Annotated in this window: 16 protein-coding genes and 1 pseudogene; 9 read left to right on the top strand and 8 right to left on the bottom strand. The window is 50.0% G+C overall.

The annotated features are described in order from the left end of the window. The first annotated feature begins 291 nt into the window (after positions 1 to 291). Complete coding sequence (locus tag ACR6Z4_RS03920) at positions 292 to 4968, top strand: glutamate synthase-related protein (RefSeq protein ID WP_479715908.1); 4677 nt, start codon at positions 292 to 294, stop codon at positions 4966 to 4968. A gap of 69 nt (positions 4969 to 5037) precedes the next feature. On the opposite strand, the pseudogene ACR6Z4_RS03915 reads toward ACR6Z4_RS03920, so the two are convergent. The 3 genes and pseudogenes from ACR6Z4_RS03915 to ACR6Z4_RS03905 form a co-directional block, all read right to left on the bottom strand. Further along, a pseudogene (locus ACR6Z4_RS03915) lies at positions 5038 to 5259 on the bottom strand (DUF5615 family PIN-like protein); the annotation flags it as partial. A 12-nt stretch (positions 5260 to 5271) separates the two neighbouring features. Further along, the gene (locus tag ACR6Z4_RS03910) at positions 5272 to 5409 is read right to left on the bottom strand and encodes a hypothetical protein (RefSeq protein WP_479715907.1); all 138 of its coding nucleotides are present in this window, start codon (positions 5407 to 5409) and stop codon (positions 5272 to 5274) included. Continuing rightward, positions 5406 to 5708 (bottom strand): DUF433 domain-containing protein, encoded by a 303-nt coding sequence (locus tag ACR6Z4_RS03905; protein WP_479715906.1) that lies wholly within the window; start codon positions 5706 to 5708, stop codon positions 5406 to 5408. The genes ACR6Z4_RS03910 and ACR6Z4_RS03905 overlap by 4 nt, the downstream gene beginning before the upstream one ends. 198 nt (positions 5709 to 5906) lie before the next feature. On the opposite strand from ACR6Z4_RS03905, the gene ACR6Z4_RS03900 reads away from it, so the two are divergent. The 5 genes from ACR6Z4_RS03900 (at position 5907) to ACR6Z4_RS03880 (ending at position 12306) form a co-directional block, all read left to right on the top strand. Next, entirely contained in the window at positions 5907 to 6920 is a 1014-nt protein-coding gene (locus tag ACR6Z4_RS03900; protein ID WP_479715905.1) for a hypothetical protein, read from the top strand. Positions 6921 to 7256: 336 nt separating this feature from the next. Further along, on the top strand, positions 7257 to 8624 hold the full coding sequence (locus ACR6Z4_RS03895) for a right-handed parallel beta-helix repeat-containing protein (protein WP_479715904.1): 1368 nt from the start codon (positions 7257 to 7259) through the stop codon (positions 8622 to 8624). Between the two features lie 95 nt (positions 8625 to 8719). Beyond that, positions 8720 to 9634 (top strand): glycine betaine ABC transporter substrate-binding protein, encoded by a 915-nt coding sequence (locus ACR6Z4_RS03890; RefSeq protein WP_479715903.1) that lies wholly within the window; start codon positions 8720 to 8722, stop codon positions 9632 to 9634. A gap of 120 nt (positions 9635 to 9754) precedes the next feature. Next, complete coding sequence (locus ACR6Z4_RS03885; protein WP_479715902.1) at positions 9755 to 10705, top strand: ABC transporter ATP-binding protein; 951 nt, start codon at positions 9755 to 9757, stop codon at positions 10703 to 10705. 143 nt (positions 10706 to 10848) lie between these two features. After that, complete coding sequence (locus ACR6Z4_RS03880) at positions 10849 to 12306, top strand: carotenoid oxygenase family protein (RefSeq protein ID WP_479715901.1); 1458 nt, start codon at positions 10849 to 10851, stop codon at positions 12304 to 12306. Here the strand turns inward: ACR6Z4_RS03880 and ACR6Z4_RS03875 are convergent. Further along, on the bottom strand, positions 12226 to 14391 hold the full coding sequence (locus tag ACR6Z4_RS03875) for a GAF domain-containing sensor histidine kinase (RefSeq protein WP_479715900.1): 2166 nt from the start codon (positions 14389 to 14391) through the stop codon (positions 12226 to 12228). The two genes, ACR6Z4_RS03880 and ACR6Z4_RS03875, sit on opposite strands and share 81 nt — an antisense overlap. Positions 14392 to 15558: 1167 nt before the next feature. After that, on the bottom strand, positions 15559 to 16368 hold the full coding sequence (locus ACR6Z4_RS03870; protein ID WP_479715899.1) for a cupin domain-containing protein: 810 nt from the start codon (positions 16366 to 16368) through the stop codon (positions 15559 to 15561). A 614-nt stretch (positions 16369 to 16982) separates the two neighbouring features. Between ACR6Z4_RS03870 and ACR6Z4_RS03865 the strand changes: the two genes are divergently transcribed. Then, the gene (locus ACR6Z4_RS03865) at positions 16983 to 17789 is read left to right on the top strand and encodes a mechanosensitive ion channel family protein (RefSeq protein ID WP_479715898.1); all 807 of its coding nucleotides are present in this window, start codon (positions 16983 to 16985) and stop codon (positions 17787 to 17789) included. A 98-nt stretch (positions 17790 to 17887) separates the two neighbouring features. On the opposite strand, the gene ACR6Z4_RS03860 is transcribed toward ACR6Z4_RS03865, so the two are convergent. Next, complete coding sequence (locus ACR6Z4_RS03860; protein ID WP_479715897.1) at positions 17888 to 18154, bottom strand: hypothetical protein; 267 nt, start codon at positions 18152 to 18154, stop codon at positions 17888 to 17890. A gap of 379 nt (positions 18155 to 18533) precedes the next feature. On the opposite strand from ACR6Z4_RS03860, the gene ACR6Z4_RS03855 reads away from it, so the two are divergent. Then, entirely contained in the window at positions 18534 to 20714 is a 2181-nt protein-coding gene (locus ACR6Z4_RS03855) for a cation:proton antiporter (protein ID WP_479715896.1), read from the top strand. Between the two features lie 4 nt (positions 20715 to 20718). Next, positions 20719 to 21255 carry a hypothetical protein gene (locus ACR6Z4_RS03850; RefSeq protein WP_479715895.1) on the top strand — a complete coding sequence of 179 codons (537 nt, stop codon included), beginning with the start codon at positions 20719 to 20721 and terminating at the stop codon, positions 21253 to 21255. Between the two features lie 228 nt (positions 21256 to 21483). On the opposite strand, the gene ACR6Z4_RS03845 is transcribed toward ACR6Z4_RS03850, so the two are convergent. Both ACR6Z4_RS03845 and ACR6Z4_RS03840 read right to left on the bottom strand, forming a co-directional pair. Next, a complete protein-coding gene (locus tag ACR6Z4_RS03845; RefSeq protein WP_479715894.1) occupies positions 21484 to 21903 on the bottom strand; it encodes a DUF4870 domain-containing protein in 420 nt (139 codons plus the stop codon). A gap of 169 nt (positions 21904 to 22072) precedes the next feature. Then, positions 22073 to 22714 (bottom strand): cofactor assembly of complex C subunit B, encoded by a 642-nt coding sequence (locus ACR6Z4_RS03840; protein WP_479715961.1) that lies wholly within the window; start codon positions 22712 to 22714, stop codon positions 22073 to 22075. Between the last annotated feature and the right edge of the window lie 127 nt (positions 22715 to 22841).

Raw genomic sequence — 22841 nt, 5'->3', positions numbered from 1 at the left:
GTTACAGGCATAGTGACTACTGAAATCGGTCAAGCGATCGTGATTTCATAGCGATTAGTTAAGTTTCTTCTGTGTGAATTGATGATTAAAAAGCTCAGTACAGGCTTGCCAAACCTAAAGAGTGTTGACGGAGGCAAAAAACTCGACCTCCAATCTGGTTAGTGGATGTGATCGCAGCGTCGCTGCGATCGCATCCATTAACGTTCGAGTTTTATTTAATTTTGTCATCTCCACTTCAGCAAAAGCAGTACTTAGCAACCGTTTCAATAAGTTCCCAACGCAGTTATTTATATGGGTGGTATAAGCGTGAATCAACACAGGCCAGAGAGTCAGAGTTCAGAGTCAGGATACGCAGGGCAACGATGGTTGGTCGAAGAGCGAGATGCGTGTGGTGTCGGTTTTATTGCTGATCAATATGGGCGAGCCAGCCACACATTAGTCGCAGAGGCGATCGCCGCGTTGACCTGTCTGGAGCATCGGGGAGGATGCAGTGCTGATCAAGACTCTGGTGATGGTGCTGGGTTGATGACGGCGATTCCCTGGGACTTATTTTCACCCTGGTTGGCAGAGCAGGGCGCAGGCGATTTATCGCGATCGCAGATGGGGGTTGGCATGGTGTTTTTGCCCCAATCTCCAGCGATCGCCGCAACAGCACGACAGATTTTAGACCAGCTTTTAACCACTGCCGGATTGCGAATTTTGGGCTGGCGGCAGGTGCCTGTCCATCCTGAATTGTTAGGCATTCAAGCCAGAGAAAACCAGCCCCAAATTGAACAGCTCTTTGTCTACTCCGCTGATACACATGGGGATGAGCTAGACCAACAGCTCTATCTCATTCGCAAGCAAGCGATTCAGGCGATCGCCACGGCATCGCAAACGCTATCCCCAGACGAAGCCGCTCAGCTGCAAGAGTTATACATGTGCTCGTTTTCGTCCCGTACCCTGGTTTACAAGGGCATGGTGCGATCGGCAGTGTTGGGTGAGTTTTATGCCGATCTCAAACACGAGGCTTATACCAGTGCGTTTGCGGTCTACCATCGTCGCTTTAGCACCAACACGATGCCCCGCTGGCATTTGGCGCAACCAATGCGACTGTTGGGGCACAATGGCGAAATTAATACCCTGTTAGGCAATATCAACTGGATGATGGCGCGAGAAGCCGATCTAGTGCATTCAGAATGGGGCGATCGCCTGGCTCAATTGCTGCCGACCGTCAATGCAAACAATAGCGACTCTGCCAACCTCGACAACGTGTTTGAATTATTGGTGCGATCGGGACGCAGTCCGATGGAAGCGCTGATGATCATGGTGCCAGAGGCATACCAAAATCAGCCCGATTTAGATAGCCATCCCGAAATTGTGGAGTTCTACGACTATTACAGTGGCATCCAAGAACCCTGGGATGGTCCTGCCTTGCTGGTGTTTAGCGATGGCAAACGGGTCGGAGCTGCCCTAGACCGCAACGGACTGCGTCCGGCTCGCTACAGCATTACCCGCAACGGTCATATCGTCGTTTCGTCTGAAGCGGGGGTGGTAGATTTACCCGAATCGGAGATTGTCGAAAAAGGTCGGCTGGGACCCGGACAGATGATTGCCGTTGACCTGGAAAACCATGAAATTCTCAAAAACTGGGAGATCAAGCAACGGGTTGCCCATGCTCAGCCTTATGGTCAGTGGTTACAGAGCAATCGCGTTGATCTCGATCCGCAACCGTTTGGTGAAATCACCTGGTTAGAGGGTGAGACGTTACTCAGACATCAGGTTGCCTTTGGTTACACCTCCGAAGACATGGAGATGATCATCGAAGAGATGGCAGCGCAGGGCAAAGAGCCGACCTTTTGCATGGGCGATGACATCCCATTAGCGGTGCTGTCTAACAAACCCCGATTGCTCTACGACTACTTCAAGCAACGGTTTGCCCAGGTGACCAACCCGCCGATCGATCCACTGCGGGAAAGTCTGGTGATGTCTTTAAAAATCCAGTTGGGCGCACGCGGCAACTTGCTAGAAGAGAAGCCCGAGTATGCCCGGTTGATCAAGCTAGAATCCCCAATTCTCAGTGATGCGGATCTGGACGCGATCCAGCAGTCCAATTTTTCGACCACGGCACTGTCTACGCTGTTTGATATCACCACTGGGAACGATGCTCTGCGGCAAGCGGTTAGCAACCTGTGCGATCAGGCCACCGCTGCCGTTCGAGCCGGATCAGAAATTTTAGTCTTAAGCGATCGCCCCAATGCTGCCAGTCAGCCAGCGGGTTTGAATGCGACCACCAGCTATATTCCCCCTCTACTGGCTGTCGGTGCCGTGCATCATCACCTGATCCGTCAGGGATTGCGGATGAAGACCTCGATCGTAATTGACACAGCGCAATGCTGGAGTACTCACCATGCGGCATGTTTGATTGGTTATGGTGCCAGTGCGATTTGTCCGTATCTTACCTGGGAAACCGTACGCCATTGGTGGTCGAGTTCTAAAACTCAAAGCTTTATGGAACGGGGCAAACTGCCGACTACCACGATTACCGGAGCCCAACACAACTACCGCAAAGCCTTAGAAGCAGGTCTACTAAAAATTCTCTCGAAAATGGGAATTTCGCTACTGTCGAGCTATCACGGGGCGCAGATTTTTGAAGCGATCGGGATTGGCGGCGAACTGCTAGACCTGGGATTTCGAGGAACGGCATCACGGGTTGGCGGCTTAAGTGTGGCTGACCTGGCGCAAGAAGTGCTGGCATTCCATCAGCGGGCATTCCCTGAACTCTCAGGCAAAAAGCTAGAGAACTACGGGTTGTTTAACTACAAGCCGGGGGGCGAATATCACATGAACAGCCCCGAAATGGCGAAAGCACTGCATAAAGCGGTTGCGGATAAAAATTACGACCACTACCAGACCTACATGAGCTATCTGGAGGGGCGGACGGCAACGGCATTGCGCGATTTACTCGACTTCAACAGCGATCGCCCTGCTATTCCTCTGGACGACGTTGAACCTGTGGAAGATATTGTCAAACGCTTCTGCACCGGGGCAATGTCCTTAGGGTCGTTATCCCGAGAAGCCCATGAAACATTGGCGATCGCCATGAATCGGTTGGGCGGCAAATCTAACTGTGGCGAAGGTGGCGAAGATCCAACTCGCTTCCAGATTTTGGATGACGTCGATGAAACCGGACATTCCCCCCTCTTCCCTCATCTCAAAGGCTTACGCAATGGCGACACTGCCAGTTCTGCCATTAAACAAGTAGCGTCGGGTCGGTTTGGCGTCACCCCTGAGTATTTGATGAGTGGCAGACAGATCGAAATCAAAATGGCGCAGGGTGCCAAGCCCGGTGAAGGCGGACAACTGCCCGGTAAAAAGGTCAGTCCCTACATTGCCATGCTGCGCCGCTCTAAACCCGGCGTATCACTGATTTCGCCGCCGCCTCACCACGACATTTACTCAATTGAAGATTTGGCGCAACTGATCTTTGATCTGCATCAGATCAATCCGCTGGCGCAAGTCTCGGTGAAACTGGTAGCGGAAGTCGGCATCGGTACGATCGCCGCTGGCGTGGCTAAAGCCAACGCCGACATTATCCAAATTTCGGGACATGATGGCGGCACAGGTGCTTCGCCCCTGAGTTCGATCAAACACGCAGGCGTCCCCTGGGAACTGGGATTAACCGAAGTGCATCGGGTGCTAATCGAAAACCAACTGCGCGATCGCGTCTTGCTGAGAGCCGACGGTGGCTTTAAGACAGGGTGGGATGTGATGATTGCGGCATTGATGGGAGCCGAAGAATATGGCTTTGGTTCCGTCTCGATGATTGCCGAAGGTTGCATCATGGCACGCATCTGCCATACCAATAACTGCCCGGTAGGGGTGGCAACCCAGCAAGAAAAGCTGCGTCAGCGATTTACCGGCACCCCAGCCCACGTGGTTAATTTCTTTTACTTTGTTGCCGAAGAAGTGCGATCGCTCTTAGCCAAACTGGGCTATCGGTCGTTGCATGAGGTGATTGGGCGGGCAGATTTGCTCACCCGACGTAATAACCTCAGCCTGCACAAAACCCAAACCTTGAATCTCGATTGCTTACTCAATCTGCCCGATACCCGAGAGAACCGTAGCTGGCTCAACCATGCCCCCGTTCATAGCAACGGGCCAGTTTTGGATGATGAATTGCTCAATGATCCAGCCATTCAAGCGGCTCTGCAAACCCAGACTCATGCGACTCATGCCGTGGCATTGGTCAACACCGATCGCACCGTTGGCGCTCGCTTAGCAGGGGCGATCGCCAAACAATATGGGGACACAGGCTTTGTCGGACAGATTACCCTCAATTTCACCGGGAGCGCTGGTCAGAGCTTTGGGGCATTTAATCTGGCTGGAATGCGGTTGAAGCTGGAAGGCGAAGCCAACGACTATGTCGGAAAAGGCATGTGCGGTGGTGAAATCATTATCCAGCCCCCTGCCGATGCAACGTACAATCCTGCTGACAATGTAATTGTTGGCAACACCTGCCTCTATGGAGCCACCGGCGGCACTTTATTTGCTAATGGTCAAGCTGGTGAACGCTTTGCTGTGCGTAACTCTAAAGCCCAGGCGGTGATCGAAGGTGCTGGAGACCACTGTTGTGAATATATGACAGGTGGTATTGTGGTGGTGTTGGGTAAAGCAGGTCGCAACGTTGCCGCTGGCATGACAGGCGGACTGGCTTACTTCCTGGATGAAGATGGCACATTCCCAACCAAGGTCAATCCCGAAATTGTCAAAATGCAACGGGTAATCACCCCTGCCGGAGAGCAACAACTTCAGGCGTTGATTAAAGCCCATGGCGATCGCACAGGTAGCCCAAAAGCCCAGCAAATTTTAGAGAACTGGTCAGAATTTCTGCCCAAGTTCTGGCAATTGGTGCCACCATCGGAGGCAGATAGCCCCGAAGCCAGCCTGGATGGGGTAGAAGAGAAGGTACTCACACCGGCTCAGTAAAAGATTTTAAATTTTGCATCTACCACTCTATGAGGGCGAGCGATCTCGCCCTCTTCTTATTGGTTCGTTTTATTGGTTCGTTCGCGGGTACTTGCTAAGAAAATCCAATTGACCCTCCATCTCTTCAGCAGTTTTGCTGGCAATGAATTCTAAAATAGCTCGCGTTTGTTCGCCCACTGAATAGTCTTGAGCAAGGAGAGCAATTCCTGAGTGCATATCTCCCTTGGCAACCCATTCAGCATGAAGTTGGCAGAAATCACCAATATTATGGCTGTAAAGAACTCTTTTCTGTGCAGTGGCTAACTATAGTTGATCGGTATCGATCAACCCTTCAGTTTGAGTTTCTTTCACGGTGATGACATCGACATTTCGCGCACGAAGTGCTCTCAGCAATGCTTGATCTTGAGCATCTTCATCAAGGTAAAGCCGAATAGTGCTCATGCCATCGTTCCTGACACTGGTTGATGCAGCGCTTCAAGACGTTTGGCTTCAGCAGATTGATGGGCAATGTCGGCTTCTACTTCAGCCATATTGGCATGGTAGTAAGCAAGAGCAGCATAGACTTCGGCGAGGGTAATATGCCCAATCCGATCGCCAATTTCTTCTGGTGTTAGCCCTCGTTTGTACCAAAAGACAATGCGCCGCACAGTCACACCTTTGCCCAAGATATGGGGGGCACCGCCGTGAAGTCCTGGCGTACAAGTAATAAGAGTGCCAATATCAACGGTGGGCGCTGCCATATGTTCTGCCTACGTTAATCGTGAGTGATACTAAGGATTTTGTCAGGGAGAAGCCAGTCTTGCCTTATTTTAACGAAGGGTTGATGCTCTACAGGAGCGTTGTGATGCGATCGCCCTTTCCTTTCACTGATGAGATTAAAGAGCGATCGCCCTTTATTGTCTGGGAATTCTACCTATCAGGTGCATTGATAGAATTTCATGAAATACAACCCTCAAAAACATCACAGACGCACGATTCGGTTACCAGGATACGATTACACATCGGCAGGGATGTATTTCATTACCATTTGTACACACCAGAGAGCCTGTCTGTTTGGCGATGTTGTAGAGGGTAAAATGCGATTGAGTGAATTGGGACAACTGGTTCATGCCAGTTGGCAACGATTACTATTTCATTTTCCCAACCTTCAATTAGATGCGTTTGTGGTAATGCCCAATCATATTCACGGTATTTTGGGGTTGACCGACCCACCCGGTAGGGGCGCGGCATTGGATCAAGATTCAGAGAAACCTACCGGAAACCCCTATTCCAATGCCACGCCCAACCCCGACGATAGGGGCGCGGCATTGGATCAAGATCCAGAAAAACCCGCCGGAAACCCCTATTCCAATGCCACGCCCAACCCCGACGGTAGGGGCGCGGCATTGGATCAAGATTCAGAGAAACCCACCGGAAACCCCCATTCCAATGCCACGCCCAACCCCGGTCGATCATCCGAACCGGGCGTGGCATTTGGGGACGAATCATTGGGTTCGTCTGAACCGGAGGTGGCATCCAGGGATGAATCCCTGTGTTCATCCGAACCCGAACCGGGCGTGGCATTCGGGCAAAACCGATCGGATTCCATCACAGAAGGTCTGCCGAATGCCGCGCCCCTACCGTTCCATTCCGATCGATTATCCGAACCGGGCGTGGCATTCGGGCAAGATCGATCGGATTCCATCACAGAAGGTCTGCCGAATGCCGCGCCCCCACTGCCACGTTTGGTTGCGGGATCTGTGGGGGCAATTGTTCTAAATTTTAAATCGGTAACAACCCGATCGTGCAATCGGATCAAACGATCGCCAGGGGTTTCAATATGGCAGCGCAACTATTACGAACACATCATCCGCAGCGAGGAATCCTTGCATCGGATTCGCCAATATATCCATCAGAATCCGCTGTCGTGGCAACAAGACCAGCTACATCCCGAAAACCCTTCAGAAGGATAAAGCTAGAACTTTAAGGGGCGATCGCGTCTGGGACAATAAAGGGCGATCGAGCGGGCTTCAGACCTGGGAGATTTTTCAAAACCTCCGAGGTCTTGGGGTGGTGGAGCGATCGCTGGATTAGCAAGTAGTTTGTAGCCCCCGGTACCCCCCAACGAAACTAACTGAGTAACGGAACCATGAAGTCTCAGGACGGGATTCTACGTTTTCAGTATAAGTACGGCAGAGGTAGCGATAAACCCATGATCTTTACGCAATTTTTCTGAGCAAAATACAATTCCTTCATCTCTTTCATGCGAAATATACGGAATCAACTCCGTATCGTATGGCACAAAAGAGATGGGTACTACGTATTACGTATCCGGCAACGGCAATGATTCTAATACGGGTTTAGGGATTTCATCGGCGTTTCGGACGATTCAGAAAGCTGCCGATTTAACCTTGCCAGGGGATATCGTCTATGTGATGAACGGCACTTATACCGAAGCCAATTCGTTTAAAAATATTGTGACGATTACCCGATCGGGTAAACCCGATGCCTGGATTACCTATCAGGCATATCCAGGACACTTTCCTAAGCTGAAGTCGCACAATTGGCATGGGTTTTCGGTGCAGGGCGCGGCTTATATCAAAATCGATGGCTTTGACCTGGAAGGCAATAATGCCAATATGACGCAGTCACAGGCGATCGCCCAACAAGCCAATCTCAATAATCCATTGACGTCGGGGAATGGCATTGGCGTGGGTTCGTCGTTAGATGGCAAGACCTATTCTCACCATGTCGTGATTCGCAACAATCAGGTGCATGGGTTTGGTGGCGGTGGCATTTATAGTTTTCGTGCCGACTACATCACCATCGAAAATAACCAGGTGTATGACAATGCCTGGTATTCGCCCTACGGCTGTAGTGGCATTTCAACCTTACAAAACTGGAATTCGGATCAGAGTACAGCGACCAAGATGGTGATCCGGGGAAATACGGTGTATGGCAATGCCAATCGTATTCCTTTTTTCTCTCAAGGTTATATCACGGATGGCAATGGCATTATTGTCGATGACTCCCAGCAAACGTTGCTTGATTCGACCTTGGATGCGTATACGGGACAAACGTTGATTGCCAATAATGCGGTCTATGGCAATGGTGGGCGGGGCATCCATCTCTATCGCAGCCGCAATATTGAGCTGGTGGGGAATACGCTGACGGATAATTCCCAACATCCCCTGATCGAAGATGCCGAGCTGTCGATCGCCACGTCACAACAGGTCAAGCTAGGCAATAATGCGATCGCCCAAGGGATGACGATTCCTACCTTTTTGCAGAAAGGGAACATCAACCGCGATTGTTTGATTGGAACCAATCATGGCGATCGCTTAGTTGGCAATGCAAGTCAAAACATTCTCGTGGGCGGGCAGGGTCAAGACACGCTGTTGGGCAATTGGGGGAATGACATCCTGGTTGGCGGGGTGGGTCAGGATAAAGTCAGGGGGGGCGAGGGGCGAGATACGTTTGTGCTTGAGAAGGGGGGTGGCTTTGAGCTGATTCAAGATTTTGGATCGCAGGATCGCATCGGTCTGATGGGTGGCATTCGCTCGACAGATCTATCGTTTAGTTTTACCAGTCGAGGCACCGTAATTCGAGTCGGTTCAGAAAAAATAGCGCTTTTGCTGGGAGTACAACCCGCGGCGATCGCAACCGTCAATCTCTAAGTTCCCAGGCGACAGTAGCAGCAGCACCCGTCCGGTATTATGGTTGAAATAATCTTTTCCGACAACCGCTGCCGTTGCTCCTTGAGACGCTTACTATGAAGTCAATTCATCGCCTCTTCATCTTGCCCTTACTTGCCCTATTGACTGCCGTCACCATCATTGCCTGTACAGGGGGTACAGGAGGTGAGTCGGGGTCTAACAGCACAATTCGAGTCGGGTCGAAAGACTTTACCGAACAGTTCATCATTGGCGAAATGTATGCGCTAGTGTTGGAGAAAGCCGGGTTTCAGGTAGAACGTAAGTTAAATCTGGGGGGCACGCCGGTTGCCCAGGCAGCACTGGAAAGCAATGAAATCGATCTATATCCCGAATACACGGGCACGGGTTTGCTGACGGTGTTGAAGTTACCGGCAGCCAATGACCCCGCTGAAGTGTTTAGCAAAGTATCTGAGGGATACAAAGAAAAATACAGCCTGGTCTGGTTAGAGCCTGCGCCAATGAACAACACCCAGGCACTGGCAATGACCCAGGAAGGGTCGGCAAAGTTTGGCATTAAAACGATCTCCGACATGGCAGCTAAAGCCAACGAACTGGTGATGATTGGACCACCGGAATTTCAAGAACGGGAAGATGGATTGCCGGGGTTGCAAGCTGCCTACGGTAATTTTGAGCTAAAGGAATATAAAGCCGTTGATGCAGGCTTGCGCTACAAGGGTCTTACGGATGGGGAAGCGGATGTAGCCGTTGCCTTTGGCACGGATGGTGAGATTAGCGCCTTCAAGTTGGTGGTGTTAGACGATGATAAACAGTTGTTCCCGCCCTACCAGGTCGCGCCCGTCGTTCGACAAGATACCTTAGATGCCAATCCAGCGATCGCCGATGCCCTGAACGTGTTGTCTAGCAAACTGACGAATGAAACTATGCAGCAACTTAACTATGAAGTCAGTGGCAATCAACGGGAACCTGCCGACGTAGCCAAGGAATTTTTGACTCAACAGGGCATGTTGTAAGCCCTACAAAAAATTTTGATTCTAGCTGAGCGCGAAGCGCTATTGAGGGTGGGGCATTCTGCGTCCCACCTTCTTGCGTTAAGTTGGTACCCTGGTAACTAACCTCGATGGGATTTTTTTGTGAGTGCAATTCGTTTTGAGCAGGCTTCTCTGCGCTTTCCCGGTGCGTCTTGGTTTGCCGTCGATGGCTGTAGTTGCGAGATTGAAGCCGGGAATCTGGTGGTGCTGTTGGGGCCTTCTGGGTGTGGCAAGACGACGTTACTCAAAATGGTCAATCGCCTCTACGAGCCAACTTCGGGCAGAATTTTGCTGGATGGGGTGGATATCCGTCAAATACAAGCAACTCGGTTACGACAACAGATTGGCTATGTGATCCAGCAATCGGGGCTATTTCCCCATATGACGGTGGCGCAAAATATTGCAGTCGTACCCAAGCTATTGGGCTGGTCGCGACCTCAAATCCAAATGCGGATTGAGGAACTATTGACGCTGGTGAAATTGCCCCCTGAAGAGTACCGCGATCGCTATCCGGCTCAACTGTCGGGTGGGCAACAACAACGGGTTGGCTTAGCCAGAGCTTTGGCAGGCAATCCGCAGGTGATGCTGATGGATGAACCGTTTGGGGCGATCGATGCGATCACCCGTACCGGCTTGCAAGACGAAATCTTGCGCTTACAACGGCACCTAAAAAAGACCATTTTGTTCGTCTCCCATGACGTCGAAGAAGCGTTACGGCTGGCGGACAAAATTTTGATTATGAAAGAAGGTGCGATCGTTCAATATGACACCCCGTTTAACATCTTGACGAAACCAGCGAATGCGTTTGTCTATGACTTAATTGGTGCCGATGATATTGTGCGGCAACTCAGTTTGCTCCGCGTCGGAACGGCGATGATGCAGTTGCCTGCGGACTATTCTCCTAACGGTGAACCGGCGATCGCCCGTGAAGATAGCCTGCGTCAAGCCCTATCGTTGATCCTCAAAACCGGAGCCCGAAATCTCACCGTTTTTGATAACGGCACAGCGGTCGGGATGCTGACGTTGGAACACATTCGAGATTCTGCTATGTGACACCGTTGGATATCGTCACGTCCTCATATGGCAACCCTCTCGAAGCTTGAAATGCCTCTATCTAATCTCCATCAACCCTGCGATCGCGATACCGTTGAATAGATGGCACATGAATTCAACTCCTTTACGCTGGAGAGCTTCGCATGATCACAGCGACTCAGCCCAAACCTTTAGGTAATTGGGCAAAAATTATTCCGCAAACCGCGACCAATGCGGCGACCTGTCCCGTGTCAGAATTTCCGCTGACGCCTTTAGAGGTGATTTCAGGGGCAATTCCAACCGGATTACGGGGTTCGTTGTATCGCAATGGACCCGCACGATTAGAGCGCAACGGGCAACGGGTCGGTCATTGGTTTGATGGCGATGGCGCAATTTTAGCTGTTCATTTCACCGATACAGGGGCAACCGGAACGTATCGCTTCGTTCAAACGGCGGGGTACGTGAAAGAGCAAGCTGAGGGCAAATTTTTGTGGGGTGGCTATGGCATGTTGCCATCGGGTCCCTATTGGCAACGGCTGTTGAAGCCTGTAAAAAATGCGGCAAATACGTCGGTTTTGGCACTCCCCGATAAGCTGCTGGCATTGTGGGAAGGCGGACTGCCCCATGCACTCGATTTAGAAACGCTGGATACGATCGGGCTGGATGATTTATCTGTCCTGCCGCATGAACAACCCTATTCTGCTCATCCCAAGCGCGATCCGATCAGCGGAGACATCTACAATTTTGGCTTGACCTATCGCAAATCAGGCGTTTTGAATATCTATCGCAGTGATGCGTCGGGGCAAATTCTAAAACAAGCCGCGATCGCCCTGGAAGGATTGCCGATGGTGCATGATTTTGTTCTGGCAGGTCGATATTTACTATTCTTTGTGCCGCCGGTTGCCCTGAGTCCGCTGGCATTATTGGCTCGCCTCAAATCTTACAGCGATGCCGTTTCCTGGAGGCCTGAGTTAGGCACACAGGTGGTAGTGATTGATCGGGAGACCTTGGCGGTGGTCAGCCGCAGTACGGCTGAGCCCTGGTATCAATGGCATTATGGCAATGGCTACGAAGATAGAGACGGCAATTTGGTCGTCGATCTGGTGCGCTATGACGACTTTCAGACCAATCGCTATCTGGCAGAAATTGCCACGGGGCACAGTCAGACTCGTGCTAAAGGGACACTCTGGCAGATGCGCGTCGATCCAAAATCAGGGCGGTTACTAGAAGCGGCAGAACGGATCGACCGTACGGCAGAGTTTCCAGTGGTCAATCCTCAAGAGGTGGGTCAGCCATCCCGATTTACGTATGTCACGTTGCGGCGTCCGGGAGTCGATATCGGTCAGGAAACGTTTGGGGCGATCGCTCGATTTGACTATCAAACCGAAACCTTTACCGAGGCTGACTTGGGGGAAAACTGTTATGTCATGGAACCCCTGTATGCGCCTGATCGAGAGCATCCCGATCAGGGGTGGGTGATGACGGTTGTCTTTGATGGCAATCGTAACCAAAGCGAGGTCTGGATCTGGGATGGCGATCGCCTAGCTGACGAACCGATTTGTCGTCTGCGATTGCCGCAAGTAATCCCGTTGGGATTTCACGGCACTTGGAAAGCGATTTGACACAGTGACTGGGGGGACTGCCGATCTTTCTTCTTGATGAATCGGCAGTTCGATCACAAACTCGGTGCCCTGATCGCTCGATGCAAACCAGAGATCGCCCTTGTGCCAGTGCACAATGATGCGATAACTCACCGATAGCCCTAAGCCAGTGCCTTTACCAACGGGCTTGGTCGTAAAGAACGGATCAAAAACTTTGCTGTGATGTTCGGGCGAAATGCCAGACCCTGTGTCACGAATCCGTACCTGAACGCGATCGCCTGTATTATCCTCGGTCGGCACCAGACAGCTCGTAATCGTGATTTGACGAGAGCGATCGCCTTTATCTGCCTGGGTGTAATGCACTTCGTTAATGGCATCAATGGCATTGCTCAAAATGTTCATAAACACCTGATTGAGTTGCCCCGGATACGAATCGATCGGGGGTAACTCGCCATAGCGTCGAACCACCTCAATATGGGGTTTTAAGCGATGCTTGAGTAGCAACAGTGTGCTGTCGATGCCCTCATGTAAATTGACAATTTTCTTTTCTGCCTCATCCAACCGTGAAAAATTGCGCAGGGTAGCAACAATATCACCGACCCGCTCGACCCCGGTTCGCATGGAGCTAAGAATTTTGGTGAGATCAGATTGAACGAACTCCAGCTCAATATCTGAAACAAAGGCTCGAATCGGTTCGGGCAGGTCTGGGAAGTGGGTTTGATACAGATTGAGTAAGGTCAGCAAATCCTCTACATATTTGGCAAGGTAGGGGATATTACCCTGAATGAAATTGATCGGGTTATTAATTTCGTGGGCAATGCCCGCCACCATTTGCCCCAAGCTCGACATTTTTTCGCTTTGGATCAGGTGCGTCTGGGTGGCATAGAGTTGTCGCAGGGTTTGGGCTAGCCGTTCGGCTTGGCGGCGCGATCGCTCTGCCTGCCGTTGGGTTGCGGCATAGAGTTGCCGATGGGAAATGGCGATCGCCAATTGATTTGCCATTTCTCCGACGGCTAATCGCTCATCATTCGACCAATTATGTGGATCGGGACGAACGGCAACCAGATACCCTAAGAGTTTTTCCTGGTACCAAACCGCTGCACTGAGCCATGCACCAATTTGTTGTTGCTGAAAATTGGCGCGCCCCTGTTCGGCAATGGTCAGGGTTTGAGGAGACGCGATCGCTTGAGTATTGGCGATCGCTAACATGTCCTGACTGATCAACGCTTGCAAAAACTCATGACCGCAACTGTCTAGATTAAGCTCTGGATCGATTGCCACCACTGTTTCTTCCCAGGCTTGACAAGACGTTGTCCAGTATGGAGACGATTGAGATTGGGGTGGTTTGACCTGAATCTGCCGTTGAATTTGGTGTGACACACACAGCCGGTTAGGGCGATCGGACGATAGATTGGCAAAAAAAAGGGAACTGGCTTGGGTTAGATCAAGTAATTCTTTTAGCGCTGAATTAATCGTGGTGTCAATATCGAGTGAGACCCGAATGCGTCGAGCGATCCGATTGAGCACTTGCTCTCGGTGTGCCTGATGTTGAACGTCACTAAACCGCCGAGCGTTTTTGATGGCGATCGCCGCTTGTGCTGCAATCCATTGTGCCAGACTGATTTCAGCCGTTGACCAGAGACGACACGACAAATTTTGCCCAACATAAGCCGTCCCCAATAATTCCCCAGCGAAGACAATAGGCACCATTAACAACGATTGCAAATTTGCCGTTTGCAACAACAACCGTTCTGCTTCTGGAATCTGAGCCGTGTCGATGTCTTGCACAATCCAGGGTGTGAGATTGTGCTTCATCGTTTGTTGCTTTAGATCTAATCCCAGGTGCAGAATAGAGCCGATCGACATCTCGATCGATTGATGGGTTTCCGGTTGAGTCCGCTGATAGGCATCCGCAACCGTAATGGTTTGGGTATCGAGATTATATAAAATTAGTCCGGCATAGTCCCCTTCTAAAGCGCAGCAAAGCTGCTTAACAATTGCCCGATACACTTCGGCTTCATCAAGAGAGGCGTGGATGCGGCAGGTAACGTGGTGAAGTAGGGGATGCAGCAAACTATTTTCATCTATGGAAAAAGTATTTTGCATGGGTTGCAGACTTAAGACTAGATCTTAAAAAAAGAGTCTGGACAATCTAGATGACTACACCCTGAAAGCAAGCCAACGTGAGGGGTATGCCGTATAGCGTTACCTCTCAGGGTTAGGCTCAGTCGAAAACAAAGATAAAAAAAGGGGGTAAAAGAAAACAGTCGAGATTTTATTAAGTAGTAGATGAGTGAAAAAGTAGATGAGTGAAAACAAATGTAGCCGAAAACCTGTAAACACTTGATCGTCAAACTCAGATCAGGAGGAGCTTATTGCAGGAACTTAATATGGAGGAGGTTTTGATGAAGGGAGTGGGCGATCGCTGGATGTGATATCAATGGCGTTCGACGAAACTCTCTTGGAATGTTGCGATCTGAGGGGTGATGCTTTCCTCCAAAACCGACCACAGGTCTAAACTTAATAATTGCATAACATTTCGCATATGACAGAAAAGTAACTAATTAGAAACATTTCTTTTTAGTTCGTTGTTCGATCTCATACGAACATCTACAGGCATGATCAGGCGCAGGATAAAAAGTCTGGCAAGGGTTGGTATTATCAAGTATCTGAGGGCGTTACAGAGCAGTTCGTTCCTGCTACTTCCGAGATACAGTCAACGAATTAAGCAACATATGACCTTATTCGATCGGGTTGTTTTTACGTGGTTTTACTGAGGTAAATCCACAGCAGAATAGATGTCGGGTAGGTTTTGGGCAAGGCTCCGTTGATCTACATACAGTAACTCTCAGATCTATGTCTTGAAGTTACGCAGACGCAGAGAGTTTGGATGCACTTTGGAGCACTTCGCACCTGGATAAATCATGGGTGTTGTGTGAGAGCCTCGCGGAGCGAGGCTCTCATACAGCACCGTGCTGAATCAACTCATGTAGTGCCGTATTCATTGACTGTGGCTCTATGCAATTCAGTTAGGACATTAGGGGGCGGGGGCGGTGCCCCCACGCCGGGGTGAAACCCCTGCACCCCGTCCTAAACCCTAATGCGTACCGCTATCAATAAAAAAATAATGTTCAGCAGCAAGGCGTTGCCTCGCTGCTGAACATTAATCAACGGATGATTTGGGATACTGGTACACCAACCTAAAAGTTTTGCAGGGGGTGGTGGGGGTGCAGTCCCCAATTCCCCAGGCTGCAAAATCTAGTGTTGGCGACGCTAGAACGAAAGACCTAACGCCAAGCAGGAATTACCGTCTGCTGCACTAACGTTATAGGACTGAGTCTCAATTGTTGTGGCAACCACTAACTTTCTCTCGTCGAAGTTTGTGCCATCGATCGCACAACTGCCCCTGAGCACCAGCAGATAATTGCCAGTGTATTCATATGCCTCAGATGAGGTGGTGTTGATCAACTCAGAACTCATGCCACCTTGCGGATCGAGGGGGATACTGTAGATTGAAACGCCGTCTTGCACTGTCTCAAATGGGTAGATCGTCTCAAGATTGGGATCGGCGGTGTTGATCTGAACAGGCGTATAGTCTTGGATCAAGTCAGTATGCGTGAAATCGGGTGGTGCAGCATAGGCAAGAACAAAGAAACCCGTGCTGTTTGAGATCTGATGCCCACTACCAGGCGGGTTAAAGTAAAGCGATCCAGTCGGATAAACGCCTTTTGCATCGGTCTGGGTGCCATCAATGGCATAGACAGACTCGGTCATGGAATGGTAGTGCAGCCCGACGCTGCCATCTGGGACGGTGTACCACAAAATGCTGATGTGTTGGGCATCGGGAGTACCGGAAAGAATCAGCTTTTCTAGGTTAGGTCTGAAGTTGAAAAAGTCGTAATTGCTCGGATTTGCCGTCACATCATTCAGATCGACGATGGTCGAGTTGCTCAAACCCGAATCGGTTAGCTCTTGAGCAACGAACGATTCTGGCTCCTCCATTGCCATTGCGGCATGAATATTACAGCCTGCGAATGAAACTAGCCCCAATGCCACCACAGATGAAAAGTTAATCAGCCTCATGGCTATTCGACTCCTTCTTTGAACACAGCGAAAGTTGATGCCGAAAATGCAAGGCTCAACCATACCACGCGTGAGTTTTTGATTTTGCTACACGCTGCAACATAATGCGTGAAAGCTTGAAAAATGGAGTCCAAATTGTCTCAACTGACGGTCTGAGGATTATTGCGCTATGCAGGTTGATTTAGCACGGTGTTGTGGGGCGCTCCGCGCCCCGCAACACCGTTTCTGTACTTACAGCCATTTTCAATTGATTAAGCCACAGATTTTTTGTTGTGTGCCGCGCGGAGCGCGGCACACAACAAAAAATCTAAACATATTCAAGCGCGAAGCGCTGTAACGAACGTGCACACTGCTATAAATTGCAGGTTGATTGTGGCGCGACTCCGCCGTGCCACAATTGCGCTCGATTAAAACTGGGACTTAATGGTTGTGTCTGGTTCCTTCATTGACGTATCTATAACCCTGAATTAAATGAGAGCGTTTGATAGCTTTATTTACAAACCAGGGACAAGCTGTTGATTTTAGTTATCAAGTTATTCACAATACGTTGCCCCATGCTTAGAATCATCCAGAATGACAGCATTCATGTTTGCATCAAGGATTAAAAATAAGCGATGGACTTTACAGAATTGTCGGCAGATGTTCTGGCTCTGCTGACTCAGTTTGGCTTAAAGGTTGTAGGGGCGATCGCCCTTTGGTTTGTCGGTCGCTGGTTGATCGATTTTGCGGTGCGCATCACTCGACGGAGTTTGAGAAATCAACCCATCGATCCGACGGTCTTAAACTACATCAGCTCTATTCTCTCGGTTACGTTGAAGATCATTCTAGTCGTCGCCATTCTGGGCTTCTTTGGCGTTGAGACGACCTCATTTGCCGCATTGTTGGCAGCAGCTGGTATTGCAATTGGGGCTGCCTGGAGCGGGTTGCTGGCAAACTTTGCCGCCGGAGCATTCCTCATCATGTTCCGTCCCTTCAAAGTCGGTGACTTTATTACTGCTGGGGGTGTCACAGGTACCGTTCACGAAATTGGCATTTTTGTTACTACAATCAATACCCCCGACAATGTCATGACTATTGTCGGCAATAACAAAATTCTCTCTGACACTATTCAAAATTATTCGGTCAATCCTTATCGACGGGTTGAACTGGTTGCCCAGCTCAGCCATAGCGTTGATCATCGCAGTGCGATCAGTCTGTTGAAGGAAAAACTGAGCCAGATCCCCAATGTGATGGCTGAGCCAGCTCCAGATGTAGAGATTCTAGAGTTTAATTTTGCCGGCCCTGTTCTGGCAGTTCGTCCTTATTGCCACAACGATAACTACTGGCAAGTGTATTTCGACACCAACAAAATCATCTGCGAATCGTTTGGTGATGCGGGTTATCCGGTTCCCGAACAACATTATGTCTGGCGTCAGGTTTAGAGCGTGAATTGAGCCGTTTTTGGTCGGCAAAAACGTGATCAGATAAGGTGATTGTGTGTGTTCGCAAAACTCACAACATCAACTTTCCCAATGGGCTCTTAGCGATCGCCATCCAACAGGGGCAGATCGAGCAAAGACGATTTGATAATAATGCGAGAGGTGGTTTTGCCACCCAGCACCCGAATTAAGTAACTGATGAAGAGGGGTGGATCAGAAGGGGTCGTACTGATAGTCCCTTTCCAATGGAGATAGTGAATACGGCAGAAAGGACCCGATACGATGTGATAGCAAAAATCCCAACCCGATGCATAGATAACATCTCCAGGTTCAAGGAAACGATTGGTTGGTGTTTGAGGTTTGCCCATGGGGTGTGTCAGGTGGGGAGGAGGATGGAAGACTGCCAGCGGTTGCCTGGGAGGTAAGCGATCGCCCTGTTCGGCAACGTGCGCAAGTCCTACTTTCTAGTCTAGAGTTCCCCGTCGAGAAATGTAATTCTAGCTACAGAATTAAAAATAAAGATATGTATCGAATGCATGCATTAGGTTTACTCCCTTTTTGGGGGCGCAGCCCCCACCTCCTATGTTGCCAAATTTAGGATCGTGGATCTAACAAACCCGAAGATTTATTTTTGGCAGCGCGGCGTCGCCGCGCTGCCAAAAATAAACGTCCGGGTTTTGTTTAATGTCTGGTCTTTAGTGTTTGCACTATTCGTTCCGTTTATTTCCTTCTGGGCGCATATCCGTTATGTCAACCATTGTTCTGGTCTTGCTAGAAGTTTTGCTGGTCATCGGATTATCCCGATTGGTGGGAATGTTATTTCGGTGGCTGAAGCAACCCCTGGTCATTGGGGAAATTGTGGCTGGGATTATGTTAGGACCCTCTTTGCTGGGACTGCTTGCACCCACTGTAGAAGCTACCCTCTTTCCAGTAGAAACGGGTCCCTTTTTGTATGTTCTTTCCCAAATTGGGCTGATCTTTTTCATGTTCTTAATTGGGTTGGAACTGAATCCTAGATATCTTCAAGGTCAATTAGAAACTGCCATTCTCACCTCTCATGTCAGTATTGTGACGCCCTTTGCCCTGGGCAGTTTACTAGCTTTGATACTCTATCCGCTGGTGTCGAATGGCGATGTGTCTTTCACGGCTTTTGCGCTATTTCTGGGATCTGCTATGTCGATCACTGCCTTCCCAGTGTTGGCACGGATTATCACTGAAAATAACTTGCAAGGTAGCCGACTAGGAACATTGGCACTGACCTGTGCGGCGGTGGATGATGTGACGGCCTGGTGTTTGCTGGCATTGGCGATCGCCGTTACCCGAACCAACAGTATGATAGGTGCTCTGCCGACGATTCTGGCATCAGCCATCTACATTACGCTGATGGTGACGGTCGGACGGCTGTTTCTTAAACGGTTGGCAATTCACTATGAACGGACAGGACGCCTGACACAATTGGTGCTTGCGGGCATTTACATGGGGGTCGTCGCCTCGGCGTTGATGACTGAAATCATCGGGATTCACCTGATTTTTGGAGCATTTTTATTGGGTGCCGTGATGCCCAAGAACGCGGGCTTGACCCGTGAACTGGCGCTTAAAACTGAAGATTTTGTATTGACGTTTTTGTTACCCATCTTTTTTGCCTACAGTGGGTTACGCACCGAAATTGGTTTGTTGAATCGTCCGATTCTCTGGCTGCTATGTGGTGCCGTGCTGTTGGTCGCGATCGCCGGAAAATACGTTGGCACGTATGTGGCAGGTCGGGTCAGCAATTTATCGCATCGTGAAGCATCGGCGCTGGGCTGGTTGATGAACACACGCGGCTTGACGGAGTTGATCGTTCTCAATATTGGCTTGTCTCTGGGCGTCATTTCACCGCTGCTGTTTACCATGCTGGTGATCATGGCGTTGGTGACCACGGTGATGACGTCGCCGTTGTTAGAGTGGACGTATTCCAAGAAATTGATCCGACAAGATCTGGTCGAGACGGTTCTAGAATCTGAGACAGACCTGCCAACAGCGACCACCTCGACTTATCGGATTTTGGTGCCTGTGGCAAATCCCACAACCCAGTCAGGTTTAATCAAATTGGCAGTGGCGATCGCCAGTAACCCGTCTCAACCCACGGTTGTCCATCCGCTCAGTCTGATTCAGCTTGAGGAAGACTATGCGTTTGATAGTATGCCGCTGGAAGCGGAACGACTGCTGGCAAATCAACGCGATCGCTTACAGGCTGTTGTAGATATTTTGGAGCCACCCCATGTGCGATCGCTGGTTCACCCCATCGTCCGAATTGCCAACGATGTAGCCTTTGAAACCACAGAAATTGCTGAACTGGATCATGCCGATTTGATTTTAGTCGGTTGGCACCGTCCAGCCTTTAGCAGCAATCGTTTGGGCGGCAGGGTCGGGCAAATCCTGAGCATGGCAAAAACGGATGTTGCGGTGTTTCTCGATCGGCAATCGGAGCGGCTTGACAAAATCCTGGTTCCCTACGTCGCCGGTCTTCATAATGATCTGGGGCTAGAACTGGCGCTCCGGATTATTTCCAGTCAAGAAAACAGTCACTTAACGCTGCTGCGAGTGACATCGTTGAATCAGCCTGTAGCTGATCTGAGCTATGAGTTTCGTCAAGTGCTGGAGCAGTTGCCGACCCATGTGCGCGATCGCATCACAATGCCCGTTGTTGAGTCCAACAATCCTCTAGAAGCGGCTATCCGTGCCTCAGAGGGGGTTAATCTCACCATTGCTGGAGCGTCCCGCGAGTGGGGTATCGAACGGCAAACATTGGGACAATATACCGACGAATTGGCAGTGCGATGTCACTCTTCTCTATTAATCACCCGTCGCTATAGCCAAGTCACCTCTCATCTTGCCGCGCTGTTGACGGCGAATACTACTCTGCCCAATACCCTGCCCAATCCTTAGCGCTATGAATCACTTCAAGCCCAAATCGTTGTTGTTTTATGGGGTCATGATCGGCTCTGTAACCCTGTTATTTCGTGTGATTAGCCAGTATGGGGAAAAAAATCTTGAGGCTCCCCCTAATCTCAATGGTCGGTATACCACCGAAATGCCGTTTCCTGGTTGTCCTAGTTCATCTCGCCTGGTGTTGACCATCCAACAATCGGGCATTTACTTAAACGGGCTGTTGCAGGTAGAACAGGCAGAATCTTTAGAGCGATCGCCTGCTACTGAAACTCCCAATGCTACTGAAACTCCCAATGCTGCCGACCCGCATTCCCTGCTCTTTGGCGAGTGGCACGATCAGCAAATTTTTCTGTCTGGCTCCGCTCCCGACCTCTCGACCTGCACCCCTATGACTGCGGCTGCGCCAATCTCTTTATCCGGAGAGATCAACAGTGTTGCAAATCCTACTCTTAAGGGTCAGATCCACGTTCAGGCCAACACCTGGGCATTTACTGCCCCGCGAGAAGCGATAACGCCAGAATCCACAACTGCCCATTAAAGGAATGTAGAGATGCTCATATCTTGACGCCATTGAGCCAGGACGGGTGATGTGTTGAGCTGCGACGCGACTCAACACATCACCTCAAGATATGAAACGCAACTTCAGATCTTGGGTTGTTAGTCCTGGGAACGTGATGGTTTTTTGTAGCGCGGGCGTCGCCCGCGCCACAAAAAACCATCACATGAATACTATTCCCCCTGGGCTTAGCCGTGCTGAGGCACTGATTTACCTCAAGATCCGTAGCGATAATGGATATTCCCAAATTTCCCCATTATTTGCTTTAAGCCCCCCAATAATCGGAAAAATTATATTTAGTATTCCAATGATCATGACCCATATCCAAAGGATTCCAAAGATAGCAAACAGTGGTGCACCTGCATAGCCACCCTCAAATAGAGGAATTCCTCCTAAGAACACGAGCCACGTTAAGGTGAAACAGACCGTTCCATAGATCAAAACTGAAATGATCCAGTTGACTACAATCTTGCCGTGGGGATTGAGTTCTGGCAGATCATTTTTCTTTATCTGCCAAATAATAATAGGTGCTACCAATCCGGCATAGGGAACGACAAAACCTGCCAACAAGGAAAAATGCAAAAACATTGCCCACTGTCGAACTTCTGCATCTCTGGGTGAGTGGTTCATAAGACTCCTTTTGCCAGGTTGCTGCTTGAGTTACGTTCAGCGTTGCATCAGCTAAGGATCGGGGGTGACATAAGACCCGGTTTTGTCTGAGAGGGCAGCATCGGAGCCGTCGTCTTCTCAGACAGGATGGTAAGTTCGTTTATTGGTGACCCTGAATATCCACAACGCATTACATCGAATTAAAGGTATTAGCTAGTTTATCTGCTAATCCCTCGATCCAAACTTCGTCTTGTCGGGTATAACTGCGCGGTGCATTGGCACCTAAAATTAATACTCCCTGGCTGCCAATCGGCTGACAGATCACGCCCTGAGTATTTTCGGGTAAGTAGTCAAACTCGACTCGTCCAGGATACAAACTCAACTTGACCAGATAAACGGGTTTTTGCTTTTCCATCACCCGCTTGAGAATCTCTCCCGGTTTCACTTCTGCTTGCGTGCCGAGAATGCCCCGACGTAATAAAACTCGTTGTTTGTAGTAAATTAGGAGCGATCGCGTTGCTGTATTGGTTAGCAACAAATGCGATGCCCATGCCAGCTCAGTTTTCACAGCATCCGGCAGATCATCGGCTAACTCAAATCCTTCCGTGCCAATTAGCTCAACGGCTTCGGCAGATTTGGGTTGAACCTGTTGCCAAAGTAACCCGACCAACACTAACACCGCACTCAAAATTACGCCCAAGGCATCCGATCGCGCTTGAGAATCGGTCAGATTGGGCGTCAGAAATCGGTTGAACATCAGCAAAGAACTTGCCAAGATGCCCACAACAATCGGTAGGTTGCGTAAGACCTGGTTTTGATCGGGTTTTGCCACAAATCGAGGGTTAATAGCGTGTTGCGCTGGGATAAAGGACGGGGAATGGGTCATTGCGGCACATCCCGCGACGATGACGCACGACTGGAACGGATAATTTTCTGAGAGAGCGACGGCTTTGCCGTCG

The organism is Calyptranema fuscum S582, from assembly GCF_055793305.1.
The sequence above is the reverse complement of the archived record's forward strand: the minus strand, read 5'-3'. Positions and strand labels throughout refer to the sequence as shown.